Source organism: Halobacterium sp. R2-5, assembly GCF_011734195.1.
Lineage (GTDB): Archaea > Halobacteriota > Halobacteria > Halobacteriales > Halobacteriaceae > Halobacterium.
Genome location: NZ_JAANTH010000002.1, coordinates 440,421 through 455,861 on the forward strand (window position 1 = coordinate 440,421; position 15,441 = coordinate 455,861).

Consider the following 15,441-nt stretch of genomic DNA (forward strand, 5'->3'; position numbering starts at 1 on the left):
CGAGCGACCGCAAGGAGCGAGGAGCGCTTTTTAGCGTAGCTTTTTGCCAGGGAGCGCGCCGGAGGCGCGCGACCGCAGCAAAAAGGTACTATTGGAACCCGATGTGGCCGCCGCGTTCCTGGCGGTTCTGGGGGTTCTGGCTGCCCTTGAACTGTTCTTCGACGCGGTCGTAGTAGTCCATGAGGTCTTCGGTGACGGTGGGGCGGACGTCCTCCATGGCGCGCCGGAAGTGCTGCATCTCGACGTCCTCGGCGTCCTCGTCGTCGCGGAGCGCTTCGATGGCGGCTTCGCGGGTGATGTTCGCGAGGTCGCTGCCGACGTAGCCGTCCGTGACTTCGGCGAGTTCGCGGAGGCTGACGTCGGGCGCGAGCGGGATGTTCTCGGAGTGGATCTTGAGAATCTGCTCGCGGCCTTCGACGTCGGGCTGGCCGACCTGGACGAGGCGGTCGAAGCGCCCGGAGCGGATGAGCGCGGGGTCGATGATGTCGGGGCGGTTGGTCGCCGCGATGACCATGACGCCCTCCATCTCTTCGAGGCCGTCCAGCTCGGTGAGCAGTTGGTTGACGACGCGCTCGGAGACGTTGTTCCCGACTTCCTGGCCGCGGCCGGGCGCGAGGCTGTCGAGCTCGTCGAAGAAGATGACCGTCGGGGAGACCTGGCGGGCCTTCCGGAACGTCTGCCGGATGGCCTTCTCGGACTCGCCGACCCACTTCGAGAGCAGCTGCGGGCCGCGCACGCTGATGAAGTTCGCGTTCGTCTCGTTGGCGACCGCTTTCGCCATCAGCGTCTTCCCCGTCCCGGGCGGGCCGTACAGCAGCACGCCGGCGGGCGGGTCGATGCCCATGCGGGTGAACTTCTCGGGCTGGTTGAGCGGCCACTCGACGGCCTCCTTGATGTCCTCTTTGGCCTCGTCGAGGCCGCCGACGTCGTCCCACGACAGTTTGGGGAGTTCGACGAGGACTTCCCGCATGGCGGAGGGTTCGACCTCGTTGAGCGCGCCCTTGAAGTCGTCGCGCTTGACGATCATGCGGTCGATGAGGCTCGGCGGGATGTCCTCCTCGTCGAGGTCGATCTCGGGGAGGTAGCGCCGGAGCGCGCGCATCGCGGCCTCCTTGGTGAGGCTCTCGATGTCGGCGCCGACGAAGCCGTGGGTGTCGTCGGCGAGCGACGAGAGGTTGACGTCGTCGCTGAGCGGCATGCCGCGGGTGTGAATCTTGAGAATCTCCTCGCGGCCGACCTCGTCCGGGACGCCGATCTCGATCTCGCGGTCGAAGCGGCCGGGGCGGCGGAGCGCGGGGTCGACGGCGTCGACGCGGTTGGTCGCCGCGATGACGATGACCTGCCCGCGGCCTTCGAGGCCGTCCATCATCGTCAGTAGCTGGGCGACCACGCGGCGCTCGACTTCGCCGGTGACGTCCTCGCGCTTCGGCGCGATAGAGTCCAGTTCGTCGATGAAGATGATAGACGGGGAGTCCTCTTTCGCGTCCTCGAAGATCTCGCGGAGCTGTTGCTCGGACTCGCCGTAGTACTTGGAGATGATCTCGGGGCCGGCGATGGAGAAGAAGCTCGCCGACGTCTCGTTGGCGACCGCTTTCGCCAGCAGCGTCTTCCCGGTGCCCGGCGGACCGTGCAGGAGCACGCCCTGCGGCGGCTCGATGCCGAGCTTCTGGAAGATCTGCGGGTGTTTCATCGGGAGCTCGACCATCTCCCGGACGCGCTGGATCTCGTTCTCGAGGCCGCCGATGTCCTCGTACGTGATGCCGCCGCCCGTGCGCTCGAAGCCGCTGATGGGCTCCTCGCGGAGTTCCACGTCCGTGTCCTCGGTGATGAGGCAGACGCCGTCGGGCTCGGTCTCGACGGCGATGAGCGGGATGGCCTGTCCCGGCGAGCGCATGAACGGGTGGTTCGTGCTCGACATCACCGGCACGATGTCTCGCGAGACGACCGGGCGCTTGAGGATCTGGCGTTTGACCATGCCGGCGGCGTCGCTGCCGAACTGGACGCTGGCGTCCTCCGGCGGCGCGAGCACGAGCCGGTCGGCCTTCTGGGCCTCGGCCTTCCGGATCTTGACGCGCTCGCCGATGCCGACGTCGGCGTTCTGCCGCGTGAACCCGTCGATGCGGATGGTGTCGGTGTTCCAGTCCTGCCGGTCGGCGCGCCAGACCTTCGCGGCCGTCGTCTCGGCACCCTCGATTTCGATGATGTCTCCCGGACTGAGCTTCAGGTGCAGGAGCGTGTCGGGGTCGAGGCGAGCGATGCCCCTGCCCGAGTCGTTCGGGTAGGCTTTCGCCACCTCAAGTTGGACTTCGTTCATGATTGGAGGCTACGGTGGATGTGTGCGAATCCGACGGCGCAACTGAAGTACTTTCCGCCGCACCCCACCGTGGCTGTCAAGTACTAACACACGAGGGCACAAAGTCGTGGCGTCTCGCGCCCCTTCTGCCGACACTCCGGATTCGACCCCTCACTCCTCGCGGTGACGCTCTAAGGCTTCGTCGAGCGTGAGCTCGCCGCGCGCGACCTTCCGCGCGAGCGCCTCCGTTATCGCCCGGTTCTCCTCGCTCGCTTCCCGCGAGCGGCTCTTGATGACCTGGAGTTCGCCCTGCGTGGGCTCGATGTTGCGTCCCTCGATTTCCTCGCCCGCCATCAGCGCGATGTTCGCCGCCGCGAGCACGTCGCCCATGCCGCGCGCGCCCGGCCCGAGGAACGGCGTCGTTCCCGTCTCGTCGACGAGTTCGACGCGCACGTCGTCGAGGTCGTCGACGATGCGCGCGCCCTCCAGCCGCGCGCCGTCGCCGATGCGCACCACGGCGTCCTCGTCGCCCGCGACCTCCTCGGTGACCACTTCGGCCGCGCGCTCGATGGGCACCTGGAACGCGCCGACTATCGTCCCGCCCCGCAGCACCGCGATGCCCGGCCGCGTCCCCGGGTCGACACCCACTATCGTTCTCCCTTCGCCGCCGCGCAGGTAGACCAGCGCCTCCTCGACCGCGCGGCGCACGTGCTCGGCGTCCGCGACCACCACCGGCACGTCGGCGTCCACGTCCTCGCCGGCCGTGATGAGGACGTCCGTCGTCTCCGGCAGCGCGTCGTCGGGTTCGACGGTCGTGAACGCCACGTCCCGGTCGCGCAGCTCCTCGACGACCTCGTGGTAGACTTCGAAGTCCGCCGTCGCGACGACTATCACTGTCCGGACGTGCGCGTTCCCGCGCCAAAAACACACCGGGGGTCTTTTGCCGGGGTGCGACGAACCCCCGGGTAGTGAGCGACGACACCCACATCTCGACCGGCTGCGGTGCGCTCGACGACCTCCTCGGGGGCGGCGTCGAACGCGGCACCGTCACGCAGGTCTACGGCCCGCCCGGCGCCGGCAAGACGAACGTCGCGCTCTCGACCGCCGTCGAGGTCGCGGCCGAGGGCGGCACCGCGGTGTACGTCGACACGGAGGGGCTCTCGGTCGAGCGCTTCGAGCAGGTGCTGTCCGCGCGCGCCGACGACCCGGAGGCGGCGTCCAGCCGCATCGTCATCTCGGACGCCCACGACTTCGAGGAGCAGGCCGAGGCCGTCCGCGACGTCGCGGACTTCGCCGAGCGCGCCGACCTCGTCGTGCTGGACTCCGCGACCGGCTTCTACCGCCTGGAGCGGGACGCCGAGGACGGCGGCGACGCGCTCCGCCGGGTCGCCGACCAGGTCACGCACCTGCTCTCGCTGGCGCGCAAACACGACCTCGCGGTCGTCGTCACGAACCAGGTGTTCACGGACGTCGACAGCGACAGCGACCGCGTCCGGCCGCTCGGTGGCCACACGCTCAACCACTGGACGGGCGTCGTTGTGCGCGTCGACCGCTTCCGCGGCGGCAACCGCCGCGCGACCCTCGAGAAGCACCGCTCGAAGCCCGAGGGCGAGCACGTCCGCTTCGAGATCACTGACACGGGAATCGAGGGCGTCCAGCAGCACTGAGTTCGGCCGTTTCTACACCTCGCTGCGCTCGTTGTAGACGACCACGACTTCGGCGCGTTCCGAGTCGATGAGCGGCCCGCCCGGCAGGTGAATCGCCGCCCCGATGCGGCCGATGTCGCGCTGTCGGAGGGTCTCGGCGAGCCGCGGTGGGTCGGTTTCCACCGGGTAGCCGACAGTGACGACGACGCGCTCGGGCTGCCGGGGCGGCACCGGGTTGGTGTACTCCACGGTCACGCTCATGAGCGTGAGGTCCGCGTACTCGGGCGAGTCGAGGGCGGCCCGGACCTCCTCGGTGACGTCCTCCTCGTAGCTCCCGACGCGGTGCGTGTCGTAGGTCACCGCGCCGAGCACCGCCGAGAGGACGAGAATGACGGCGACGAGGGCGACGGCGCGCTTCTGCGTCGCGATGCGGGCCTCGTCGGCCTGAACCCAGTTGTTCGGCCGGTAGCCCTTGTACCAGAGGACGGCGAGGCTGGTGATGTTGATGGTGAGGACGTTGACGAGGACGAGGACGGTCGCGGCGAGCGCGACGCCCGGGAGCCCCCACGCGATGCCGATGCCGACGACGCCCAGCGGCGGGACGAGCGCGGCGGCGATCATGACGCCGACGAGCGCGGCCGACGTGCCGGCGGTGAGCGTCCACGCGCCCGCGACGCCGGCGCCGGCCGCGATGACCAGCGAGAGCAGGTCGGGCGTGAGCCGCCCCTCGATTTCCGCCACCTCGAAGATGTCGAACATCGGCGAGACGAGCCCGGTCGTCCGCACGACGGACGCGAAGGCGGCGGCGGTCGCGATGCCGACGCCGAGCCCGATCGCCTGGAGTTTGAGCCCGCGCCGGAACAGCGCGTGGTCGTCGATGACGGTGCCGACGCTCGCGCCGAGCGCCGGGCCGATGAGCGGCGCGATGACCATCGACCCGACGACGACCGCTGGCGAGTCCAGCAGCAGACCCGCGGTCGCGACGACCACGCTCATTATCGTCATGACGACGTACGTGTTGAACCGGGGCGTGAGGTCTTTCGCCTGCGACTGGAGTTCCTCGCGGGAGATGCGCGGGTCGTTCTGGGCGTAGCGTTTCTCGAGGTCGCTGTAGTTCTCCGAGACGACGGTCTCGGCCTCGACGATGACCGTGTAGGAGTCTTCCTCGAGCCCGGCGTCGCGGAGATCGTCGAGGACTGGTTCGACTGCGGGCACCGGGAGCGGGAACGTGATGACGACGGAGGGCTCCTCGCGGCCCCTCTCCACGAGGAGCGTGTAGTCGATGTCCTCGTCGTGGAGGACGCCCTCTACGACGTCGGACTTCGCTTTCGGAATCAGAATCTGGACTAGTCGCATGACGCGGGCTCTCCGTCGCCGCGGCTGGCCGTCCGTCCCGGTTCCACGCCGCTGCGGGAGGGTCGTGGCGCGACTGGAGCGTGCCTGCCCATACGCGTTCGACGGCGCGTAGCTACTTCTATCCCCGTCGCCTCGCGGACTGTCGCTACTCCGTGTTCTCTGCGAGCACGTGGAGGAACGGCTCGATTTCGTCGAACTGCGGGCCGGGTGCGACGGTGCCGGCGTCGCGGTCCCAGTCGACGTACCCGGTCGCCTCTAGCTTCGGCAGGTGGCTGTGGTAGAGCTGCGGGCCGACCTGGTCGTCGTCGAGCAGGCGCTCCAGACTGTCGACGCTGACCTCGGTGGTAGCGTCGCGGACGTACTGGAGCACGAACCGCCGCGTCTGCTTCGCGAGCGCGTTCAGCATCTCGTCGACCCGCGACGGCGCCAGGGCTTCCAGTTCACCGAGCGCGGCGGTGTCTCGTGCCGCCGGGCCGTTCCACTGGTTCACCTCGTAGGTCGCCCACCGGCCGTACATCTCGACGAGCGTCACCTCCTCGTCCGTGAGCGGCGGGTCGCGGGGTTCGGTGTCCGCGAAGCAGAGGGTCCCGTACAGCTCGTCGTCGTCGGTGACCGTCGTGCCGACGTAGCTCTCCAGCCCGAATTTCCGGTGTGCGGGGTGGTCGGCGTACCCGTCCTCGTGGGCGTCGCTGATTACGAGGGTCCCGTCCGGGTCGCTGATCGTCTCCTGGCAGAAGCTCTCCGAGAGCGGGACGGTAGTGCTGGTCGTCTCCGCGAATGGCCCGTGGACGACCTCCAAGTGCTGGGTGCCGGCGTCGCGGTCGATGCGGGAGAGGTACGCCGTCTCCATGTCGAATTCGCGGGTCTCGGCGGCGAACAGTCGTTCGAGCTTGGTCCCCAGGTCGACGCCGGGAGCCAGCAGCTCCGCCCACAGTCGCTGGAAGTAGGACAGTTCCCCACCACATGCCTGCGTAGAGAGTGTGTGTGCCATGCTGGTTCGTCGTCCCGCCGTGCCTGCCCGCCCGATACCCTCCTCAGATTCCACGTGCCGTGGTAACATAGTGTTTTTCCTATACTATATCTAACAATATGTGGCGCGCGGGCCAGTTGGCGACCTACCGGTGCGAGTGAACGGTGGGGTGCGAGAACCCTCGCAGCGCTACCGGCGCGGAGAACAGCGGCAGTCGGGCCGCCTCAGAGCTCGTTCAGCTTCCGGAGGAGCTGGCCCTCGTACTCCTCGTCGTGCTCGACGCCCTTGTGTTCGAGGACGTTGCGTTCGAGGGTGTCAAGCGCCATGTAGAAGGCGTTGTCCGCGCCGTACCCCTCGCCAGTCCCCGCCATCTGGCCCTTGTTCGTTCGGAGGCGAATCTGGGCCTGGATCAGGGGCGTGCCGCGGAGCTTCTCCTTGTGCTTGTGGAGGCGGACGTGCGCGTGGTGGACGTTCATGTCGCTGTACTTGCTCGCGACCTGCTCGATGCGCTCCTGGACCTCCTCGCGGGCGAGCGCGTCCAGCAGGTCGATGTTCGTGATCTGGACGTCCATGCGCTCCTCTTCCGTGTACGTGAGCGCGCGCAGCACGTCCGTCTTCGTGAGCACGCCGCCGACAACGCGGTCGTCGTCGGCGGGCGTGACGACGAGCCCGGAGAAGTCGTTGTCCAGCATCGTCGCGACCGCGTCCTCCACGCTGTCGTCGATGGTCGCGGTCTCGACCGGGCTGGACATCACGTCGTACACCGGCAGGTCGAGCATCCGTTCGACCTCCCCGCGGCGGTCCCCGCGCGTGGTCTTCGAGATGTCCCGCACGACGAAGTCGACGATGTCGTGGACGGTGACGACGCCCGTGAGGAAGCCGTCCTCGTCGACGACCGGCAGCCGCGAGATGCCGTGCTCGCGGAGGCGGTTGATGACCGTCCCCATGTTGTCGTCCTCCTCGATGGTGATGACGTTCTCGCTGTAGATCTGGCCCACGGTGAGCGCGTCGAGGCTGTCGAGGACGGCCTCGAGGATGGCGTCCTCGGTGACGACGCCCCAGAGGTCGCCCGCCTCGAAGACCGGCGCGATCTTCGTGCCGCCCTCTACGAGCACGCGCGCGGTGTCGCGGACGTCCTCCGTCCGGTCGACTTTCGGCGCGGACACGGTGAGCGCGGCGACGCGCGTGTCGTCCTCGATGTGGGAGCCGAGGAGCTGGCGCTCCGTGATGACGCCCTCGTACTGGCCGGCCTCGGTGACGATGATGCCCTTCGGGTTCTCCTCCTCGAAGATAGAGCGCACCTTCCCCAACCGTTGTTCGGCCTCGACCTCGATGTAGTCGTTCGTCGCGATGTCAGAGATATCCATGGGCCTTCAGGTGGAACGTCTCGGACCAGCGCCTTCAACCTTGTTGCGACTATAAGAACCCCGGATTCCCCTCGTACAGTTTTGACCCTGGAGCGCGTACCGTGAGCCGTGCTACCACCCGGCGTCCCAGACATCGGCGCGGTGTTCGGCTCGTACACGTACCTCGTCTCCGAGGTGGTGTTCGGGGCGATCGCGTTCGCGCTCCTCCACCGGAAGAACGCGGTCCACCGCGCCGGCGTCACCATCGCCGCGCTCTACCCCGTCGCGTACGTCTGGGACTGGTACACGCTCACCATCGGCGTCTTCGAAATCCACCTCCGGACGGGCGTCGACCTGTTCGGCATCCCCATCGAGGAACACCTCTTCATGATCGTCGTGCCCGCGCTCGTCGTCGCGTTCCACGAGAACCTCCACGGGTAGGACTGAAGGCCCTGGCCGCGGTAGCCACTCGCATGGGCGACCGCGCGTGCTGGCTGGAGTTCTGTCCGGACTGCGACGCCCAGGTCACCGTCGTCGACGACGAGTGCCCGGACTGCGGCGCCGCGCTGGACGATTAACCGTCCGCGCCGAGCACCGTCAGTGTCACGTCGGCGTCCGCGGGCGGCGCGTCGAGGTCGACGCTGTCGGACTCGTAGACCGCGCCGTACGCCGCCCCGTCTGCGGTCGGGAGCGCCTCGACGGCGAACGCGGTCGTCGTGTCCATGCCGTCCTCGTGGCGCACCCGCAGCACGGTGCCGTCCGCCTCGATACCCATACTGGAGCGAGCGTGCGCGGCGACGATACGCGGTGCGCTCCGCGCGACTCCCGCGAACTGAAGTGGGCGGCCGCGAAAGGCGTACCAGAATGCCAGCACCACACGTCGCCGTCGTCGGCGGCGGCTCGACGGGCGCGGGCGTCGCCCGCGACCTCGCGATGCGGGGGTTCGACGTGACGCTCGTCGAGCGGGGCAACCTCACGCACGGCACGACCGGCCGGATGCACGGTCTGCTGCACAGCGGCGCGCGGTACGCGGTCGCCGACCGGGCGAGCGCACGCGAGTGCATCGAGGAGAACCGCGTGCTCCGCGACATCGCCGGTCACTGCGTCGAGGACACGGGCGGCCTGTTCGTCAAGCGCCCGGAGGACTCCGAGGAGTACTTCGAGGAGAAGCTCCGCGGCTGCGAGGCCTGCGACATCCCCGCGGAGGTCGTCGCCGGCGAGGCGGCGCGCGCGATGGAGCCCCACCTCGCCGCGGACGTCGAGAAGGCCATCGCGGTCCCGGACGCGGCCGTCGACCCGTTCCGGCTCGTCGTGGCGAACGCCGCCAGCGCCGAGGAACACGGCGCGCGAATCGAGACCCACTCCGAAGTCACGGACGTGCTCGTCGAGGGCGGCGAGGTCGTCGGCCTGGAAGTCGCACACGACTCCGGCCCCGGAAAGCACGTCCACGGCCGCGAGGGCTGCACCGAGGAGCTCCGCGTCGACCACGTCGTGAACGCGACGGGCGCGTGGGCGGGACGGGTCGGCGACATGGCGGGCGTCGACGTCGACGTCCGCCCGTCGAAGGGCGTGATGACCATCACGAACGTCCGGCAGGTCGACACCGTGCTCAACCGCTGCCGGCCGAAGGGCGACGCCGACATCCTCGTGCCCCACGAGACGACGGCCATCCTCGGCACGACCGACGTGGAGGTCGACGACCCCGAGGACTACCCCGAGGAGCAGTGGGAAGTCGACCGGCTGATAGCCGAGCTCTCCGAGCTCGTGCCGATGCTCGCGGACGCCCGGACGATTCGCTCGTTCTGGGGCGTCCGGCCGCTGTACGAGCCCCCGGACGTGGACAGCGACGACCCGACCGACGTCACGCGGGACTTCTTCCTGCTCGACCACGCCGAGCGCGACGACCTGCCCGGGATGACCACCGTGGTCGGCGGGAAGTTCACGACCTACCGGCTGATGGCCGAAGACGTCGCCGACCACGTCTGCGAGACGTTCGGCGTGGACGCGGACTGCCGGACCGCCGACGTGCCGCTGCCCGGCAGCGAGGAGGTCTCCGTGCTCCGGGACTACGTGGACGAGTTCGGGCTGCGCTCGCCCATCGGGCAGCGGAGCGTCGAGCGCCTCGGCTCGCGCGCGGACGACGTGCTCGACACGGACGGGCCGAACCCGGTCGTCTGCGACTGCGAGGGCGTCACGCGCGCCGAGGTCCGGGACGCCATCTCGCAGTCGGGCTCGGACCTCAACGCCCTCCGCATCCGCACCCGGGCGTCGATGGGGAACTGTCAGGGCGGGCTCTGCTGCCACCGGCTCGCCGGCGAACTCCACGACGCCGGCGGCTACGACGAGGCGACCGTCCGCGCCGCGTGGGACGAACTCCTGCAGGAGCGCTGGAAGGGCCAGCGTCACGCGCTCTGGGGCGAACAGCTCTCGCAGGCGGCGCTGAACTACGCGCTGCACGCCGCCACGCAGAACCGCGATTCCGACCCCGCGGACGGCGATGGAATCGACTTCTCGGCGTTCGACAGCGGACCGCGAGCGACCCGGACCGACGGAGGGCAGCATGGCGATTGAGTCCGAGGTGCTCGTAATCGGCGGCGGGCTCGCGGGCCTCACGAGCGCGCTCGCCGCCGCGCGAGCGGGCGCTGACGTCCGCCTGGTCTCCGCCAAACAGAGCACGCTCCGGCACGCCTCCGGGCTCGTCGACGTGCTCGGCTACACGCCCGACGGGGACGGCCCAATCTCGAACCCCTACGATGCGATTCCGGACCTCCCCGACGACCACCCCTATCGGACGGTCGGCGCGGAGACGGTCCGCGAGGCGCTGGCGCTGTTCGACGACGCCGTTCCCTCCTATCGGGGCTCGCACACCGACGCGAACGCCTTACTGCCGACTCACGGCGGCACCGTGAAGCCGACCGCGCGCTACCCGGCGGGCGCGAGCGCCGGCGTCGCCAGCGACCCGCGAGAGACGCTGCTCGTCGGCTTCGAGTCCTCGGTCGACTTCGACGCGCTCCGCGCCGCCGCCCACCTCGACGCCGCCGGCGTGCCGTTCGACGTGCGCGGGGCGACGGTCCGCTTCCCGGGTGACCTGCGCGCCGACGCGAAAGTCACGCGGTACGCGGCCCTGCTCGACGCGAATCGCGAGGTCACTGTGGGCGGCCGCCAGCGGCCAGTCCGGGAGGCGCTCGCGGAGCGCGTGAAACCCGACCTCGGCGATGCGGAGCGCGTCGGCTTCCCGGCCGTGCTCGGCGACGACGACCCGGCCGGCGTCCGCGAGTCGCTCGGCGACGAACTCGGCGCTGCCGTCTTCGAGGTGCCGATGGGGCCGCCCTCGCTGCCGGGGCTCCGGCTGGAGGACGCCCTATTCGACGCGCTCGACGACGCCGGCGTCGGCATCGAGACCGGGAATCCCGTGGTCGACTTCGACGGTGGCGACGCCGTCGAGCGCGTGTACGTCGAGAAGAACGGCGCGCGAATCCCGAACGCGGCCGACCAGTACGTGCTCGCGACCGGCGGGCTCGTCGGCACGGGCGTCGACTCCGACCGCGAGGGCGTCCGCGAGCCGGTCTTCGACTGCCACGTCGAGCACCCGGACGACCGCTACGAGTGGTTCGAAGACGAGGCCTTCGGCGACCACCGGTTCCCGCGCTTCGGCGTCTCGACTGACTCCGGGCTGCGCCCCGAAACAGCGGACGGAAACGTCGAGTTCGCGAACCTGCGGGCCGCGGGAAGCGTGCTCGGCGGCTACGACTTCGCGGCCGAGAAGTCCGGCGGCGGCGTCTCGATTGCGACCGGGTACGCGGCCGGCCGGCGCGCCGCGGAGGCGGTACGATGAGCGACAGCCGGCACTCCGAGTTCGACCCCGCGGTGCCGGAGACGGCCGAGCGTGACCCGCCGGGCGACAGCGTCGTCGACGGCGAGAACCCCGACTTGCGACCGGGCGCGGACTCCTGTTACAAGTGCTCGACGTGCGACACGAGCTGCCCGGTGGCGGAGGTCGACGACGACTTCCCCGGCCCGAAGTTCCAGGGGCCCGAGCAGTGGCGGCTCAAGGACGGCGACGACTCCGTCGACGAGTCGGTGATGGACTGCTCGAACTGCATGCGCTGCGACAGCGCGTGCCCGACGGGCGTGCCGCTCTCCCAGATGCACAACACCGCCCGCGGCGAGTACGTCAGCGAGGAGCTGAGCAAGCTGTCCGTGGAGTACGTGCGCGACCGGCTGCTCGCGAACTACCGCAAGTCGGCGTGGCTCGCGAGCAAGGTGCCGCGGCTCGCGAACGCCGCCGCGAACTTCGGGCCGGCGCGCTGGCTCGCCGAGACGCTGCTGGGCGTCACGCGCGAGCGGGAGTTCCCCGAGTTCGCCACGGAGACGTTCACCGAGTGGTGGGCGGCGAACGGCGGCGCAGCCGGCTCGAAGGAGCGCGCGAGGGCGGCCCGCGAGCGCCGCGGCGAGCCCGCGGACGCCGAGAAGCAGGTGGCGTACTTCCACGGCTGCTACGCGGAGTACAACACGCCCGAGGTCGGCCGGGCGCTCGTGCGCGTCTACGAGCACTTCGGCTACGAGGTGGTCGTCCCCCAGCAGGGCTGCTCGGGCACGCCGATGTTCGCGAACGGGATGCTCGCGGACGCGCGCCGGGACGCCGAAATCAACGTCTCGTCGCTGTCCGACCTCGTCGACGAGGGCTACGACGCCGTCGCCTCCTGTACGTCCTGTTCGATGGCGCTCCGGCAGGAGTACCCCGAGCTGTTCGACATCGAGGGAATCGAGGACGTCGCCGCGAACACGTTCGAGTCCGTCGAGTACCTCCGCGTCCACGAGGACCTCGCGGGCGAACTCGCGGAGGCCGACGTGGGCGCCGACCTCGCCGCGGAGTTCGCGTACCACGCGCCCTGCCACGCCCGCAATCAGGGCCTCGACCGGCAGGCCGTCGAGCTGTTCGGCGACCTCGACGGCGTCGGCGTCGAGGACGTGGGGGACTCCTGCTCGGGCATCTCCGGGACGTACGGCTGGAAGGCCGAGAAGTACGAGACGTCGATGGAGATCGGCGCGGAGATGTTCGACCACATGGAAGCCGCCGACGGGGAGACCGGGCTGACGGAGTGCCCGACGTGCGCGATGCAGATGGAGCACGGCACGGACTACGACGTCCGCCACCCGCTGGAGCTCCTCGAAGCCGCGCTCGTCGACTGACAGTCGAGCGGTTAACGGACCGACGTCACGGGGGCCGGCGAGTGCCGGAACACCTTCTCCGCGACGTTCCCCGTGAACAGCCGGTCGGACAGCGACCCGCTGTGCGAGCCCATGACGACGAGGTCGAACGACTCGGCTTCCTCGACGATCGCCTTCGCCGGGCTGCCGAATGCGAGGTCCGTCTCGACCTCGTGGTCGTGCTCGGTGGCGAGTTCCCGGGCGCGGTCGAAGACGACGTCCGCCGCCTCTCTCGCGCGCTCCTCGAGGCCGTCTTCGAGCGCGATTGCCGTCGCCCCGCCCATCATCGGGGACGGGCCGCCGGCGACGTGCAGGACGGTGATTTCGGCGTCGGGGTGCTCGCCGAGCGCGAACTCGAGGGCGCGCTCGGCCATCTCGGAGTCGTCCATCGGGACGAGAATTCGCGTGACCATGCGGGGCAGTACGGCGAGCGCGGGTATAAGCCTCCGCTGCCGGCGCGGGAGAGCGCGAGTAGCTCGGCGCGGCAGCGGACGCGTCTGTCACTCTCCGACGGCGGGCCCGGCGTCGGTGCGCCGTTCAGTCGTCGTCTCCGGTCGCCGAGTCCTCGCCCTGCGGCGCCGGCTCGTTGTGCGTCTCGGAGATGGCGTCCGAGACGCTCATCGCCGGCCCCTCGATGTCGTGCTGGTTCATGAACGAGAACTCGCCCTCCGTGTCGGGGGACTCGCCGGACGTCCACGGCTTCCCCGGGTCGTCCTGCGGGTCGAGGTTCGTCGAGAGGTACGCGTAGTTGAACTCCTGGTTCTCGACCTCGTCCGGGAAGCTGTCCGGAATCGGGTGGACGTCGAGCAGCTCCTCGGGGTCGCCGAGGTCTTTCAGAATCGAGATCCACTGGTTCTGGTGCATCGTGTCGCGGGCGATGAGGAACGCCAGCATGTCCTTCATCCCGGGGTCGTCGGTCATCTCGTAGAGCCGCGTCGCGAGCAGGCGGCCGCCGGACTCGGCCATGATGTTGGCGTACATGTCCGACGCGAGGTTGCCCGTGGCGACGATCCAGCTCCCGTCGAACGGGACGCCGTTGGAGTCGTTGGGCATCGCGTGCAGTCCCGAGGAGAGGAAGTGCCGGGGCTGCTGGGCGGCGACGGAGCTGAATCCGTCGGCGAGGCTCACGTCCGCGCCTTCGAGGTTCTTGTTGACGGCCGTCGCCAGCATCTCGATGTGCGCGAGTTCCTCGGCGGCGGTGTCGCGGAGCACCTCGCGGTACTCGGCGTGCTCGTCCGGGACCGCCGCGGACTGGAAGAAGTACTGTAACGCGACCCGCATCTCGCCCTCGATGCCGCCGATGGCCTGCTGGAGCATCTTCGCGAACGCCGGGTTCGGCTCTTCGACTTCGACTTTGTACTGGAGCTTATCTTCGTGGTAGAACACGGTCGAACACCAAGCGAGAAGTCAACAGTGAACTGAAAGTTTCTTGTTGCAGACTCGCCGAGACGTGCCGTCACGATTGTTGCACGTTCGTACTCGCCGGACACCGACCGGCGCGAACGCCGGGTGAGACGCGTAGCTCCCGGCGAGGAGGGTTCGCCGGGAAACGCGCGTACAACCACTGTCGTCGCTATCGAGCACGGTATCGTGCTCTAGGACGCTCCGCAGTACGGCTTTTACCGCTCGCGCTGCCCCCGAAATCGAGTAGTCCGCCAGCGGCGTTCACTCGTGACGCGTCACTCGCCCAGCGGACTGGTCACGGCTTCTGCTATCGGCTCGTCCCCGGCGAGCAACTCGAACGTCACGCCGTGCGTCGCCTCGGCGGGAATCGCGGCGACGAGCGTCTGCGCGACGTCGACGCGCGGCACGTCGCCGTCGCTCGGGTCGAGGCTGGCGGCCGTCCGAATCCGGCCAGTCCCGTCCTCGTCGGTGAGCTCCCCCGGCCGAACGATGGTGTACGTGAGATTACTCTCCCGGAGCCGCTCGTCCGCTTCGGCCTTCGCTCGCAGGTACTCGCGGAGCGCCTCCGGCCCCGACTCGGGGTCGCCGGCGCCCATCGAACTCAGCATGACGAACCGGTCGGCCCCCGCGTCCTCCGCGGCCTCGATCAATCGAATCGCGCCGCCACGGTCGACCTCCCAGACGGCTTCGCCGCCCGACCCCGCGGCGAACACGACCGCGTCGCAGCCCTCGACGGCGTGCGCGACCGACTCCGTCAGGTCTGCGACGACGGCCTCGGCGCCGAGCGCCTCGATGTCTCCGACCTGCTCCTCCGACCGGACCATCCCGCGGACGCCGTGGTCGCTGTCCGCGAGCAGTTCCGTGACGTGCTGGCCGACCTGGCCGTGGGCTCCCGCGACGAGTACTTCCATACCCCACGTTCGCGCTCCCGCGGCGAATACGTGACGGCTACGGCGCTCGCTCGTGGGTGTGAGAATATGGGTGTCGGGCGGAATGTGAACCTCCGGAGGACGTGCTCGTTCACCGCGTTCGCTGCGCGCGACTTCCGTGGTTCAAATCCGCAAACGCCATTCACGTACTCACCACGCGCTCAGCGACACAGGCGTCGTTGAGCGGCGTGAGTTAGCTGAGAAGTGGGTTGGGGCGGATTTGAACCGCCGACCTCCTCCATGTCAAGGAGGTGTCATAGCCTGACTAGACCACCAACCCGCGGCG

General features: G+C 69.3%; 14 protein-coding genes and 1 tRNA gene. 5 read left to right on the forward strand and 10 right to left on the reverse strand.

The features are described from left to right. Positions 1–88: 88 nt before the first annotated feature. Together G9C83_RS10975 and G9C83_RS10980 are read right to left on the reverse strand one after the other, a co-directional pair. Positions 89–2,314: a CDC48 family AAA ATPase gene (locus G9C83_RS10975; RefSeq protein WP_167246180.1), complete on the reverse strand. Its 2,226-nt coding sequence runs from the start codon at positions 2,312–2,314 to the stop codon at positions 89–91. 150 nt (positions 2,315–2,464) lie between these two features. Then, positions 2,465–3,187: a hypothetical protein gene (locus tag G9C83_RS10980; RefSeq protein ID WP_167246181.1), complete on the reverse strand. Its 723-nt coding sequence runs from the start codon at positions 3,185–3,187 to the stop codon at positions 2,465–2,467. Positions 3,188–3,261: 74 nt separating this feature from the next. On the opposite strand from G9C83_RS10980, the gene radB reads away from it, so the two are divergent. After that, positions 3,262–3,960, forward strand: a complete 699-nt coding sequence (radB, locus tag G9C83_RS10985; protein ID WP_167246182.1) for a DNA repair and recombination protein RadB — start codon at positions 3,262–3,264, stop codon at positions 3,958–3,960. A gap of 12 nt (positions 3,961–3,972) precedes the next feature. Here radB and G9C83_RS10990 read toward each other — a convergent pair whose 3' ends face one another. The 3 genes from G9C83_RS10990 to G9C83_RS11000 all read right to left on the reverse strand — a co-directional run bounded on the left by G9C83_RS10990 (position 3,973) and on the right by G9C83_RS11000 (position 7,632). After that, positions 3,973–5,295, reverse strand: coding sequence for a TIGR00341 family protein (locus tag G9C83_RS10990; protein WP_167246183.1), 1,323 nt, complete (start codon positions 5,293–5,295; stop codon positions 3,973–3,975). Between the two features lie 145 nt (positions 5,296–5,440). Next, positions 5,441–6,286: a GAF domain-containing protein gene (locus tag G9C83_RS10995; protein ID WP_167246184.1), complete on the reverse strand. Its 846-nt coding sequence runs from the start codon at positions 6,284–6,286 to the stop codon at positions 5,441–5,443. A gap of 203 nt (positions 6,287–6,489) precedes the next feature. Continuing rightward, positions 6,490–7,632, reverse strand: coding sequence for a CBS domain-containing protein (locus G9C83_RS11000; protein ID WP_167246185.1), 1,143 nt, complete (start codon positions 7,630–7,632; stop codon positions 6,490–6,492). Positions 7,633–7,740: 108 nt separating this feature from the next. Between G9C83_RS11000 and G9C83_RS11005 the strand changes: the two genes are divergently transcribed. After that, positions 7,741–8,052 (forward strand): lycopene cyclase domain-containing protein, encoded by a 312-nt coding sequence (locus tag G9C83_RS11005; RefSeq protein ID WP_167246186.1) that lies wholly within the window; start codon positions 7,741–7,743, stop codon positions 8,050–8,052. A gap of 133 nt (positions 8,053–8,185) precedes the next feature. Here G9C83_RS11005 and G9C83_RS11010 read toward each other — a convergent pair whose 3' ends face one another. Further along, complete coding sequence (locus G9C83_RS11010) at positions 8,186–8,386, reverse strand: hypothetical protein (protein ID WP_167246187.1); 201 nt, start codon at positions 8,384–8,386, stop codon at positions 8,186–8,188. An 89-nt stretch (positions 8,387–8,475) separates the two neighbouring features. On the opposite strand from G9C83_RS11010, the gene glpA reads away from it, so the two are divergent. From glpA to G9C83_RS11025, 3 genes are read left to right on the forward strand one after another with little or no spacing between them, the layout of a single operon-like run. Then, the gene (gene glpA / locus G9C83_RS11015) at positions 8,476–10,182 is read left to right on the forward strand and encodes an anaerobic glycerol-3-phosphate dehydrogenase subunit GlpA (protein WP_167246188.1); all 1,707 of its coding nucleotides are present in this window, start codon (positions 8,476–8,478) and stop codon (positions 10,180–10,182) included. Further along, a complete protein-coding gene (gene glpB / locus G9C83_RS11020; RefSeq protein WP_167246189.1) occupies positions 10,172–11,446 on the forward strand; it encodes a glycerol-3-phosphate dehydrogenase subunit GlpB in 1,275 nt (424 codons plus the stop codon). The genes glpA and glpB overlap by 11 nt, the downstream gene beginning before the upstream one ends. Next, entirely contained in the window at positions 11,443–12,804 is a 1,362-nt protein-coding gene (locus G9C83_RS11025; RefSeq protein WP_167246190.1) for an anaerobic glycerol-3-phosphate dehydrogenase subunit C, read from the forward strand. Before glpB ends, G9C83_RS11025 begins: the two co-directional genes overlap by 4 nt. An 11-nt stretch (positions 12,805–12,815) precedes the next feature. On the opposite strand, the gene G9C83_RS11030 is transcribed toward G9C83_RS11025, so the two are convergent. The 4 genes from G9C83_RS11030 to G9C83_RS11045 form a co-directional block, all read right to left on the reverse strand. Further along, positions 12,816–13,235 (reverse strand): universal stress protein, encoded by a 420-nt coding sequence (locus G9C83_RS11030; RefSeq protein ID WP_167246191.1) that lies wholly within the window; start codon positions 13,233–13,235, stop codon positions 12,816–12,818. A 124-nt stretch (positions 13,236–13,359) separates the two neighbouring features. Next, entirely contained in the window at positions 13,360–14,208 is an 849-nt protein-coding gene (locus G9C83_RS11035) for a manganese catalase family protein (protein WP_167246192.1), read from the reverse strand. 293 nt (positions 14,209–14,501) lie between these two features. Beyond that, positions 14,502–15,137, reverse strand: a complete 636-nt coding sequence (locus G9C83_RS11040) for an SDR family oxidoreductase (RefSeq protein WP_167246193.1) — start codon at positions 15,135–15,137, stop codon at positions 14,502–14,504. 223 nt (positions 15,138–15,360) lie between these two features. Then, positions 15,361–15,435: transfer RNA gene (locus G9C83_RS11045), tRNA-Val, on the reverse strand. Positions 15,436–15,441: the final 6 nt, after the last annotated feature.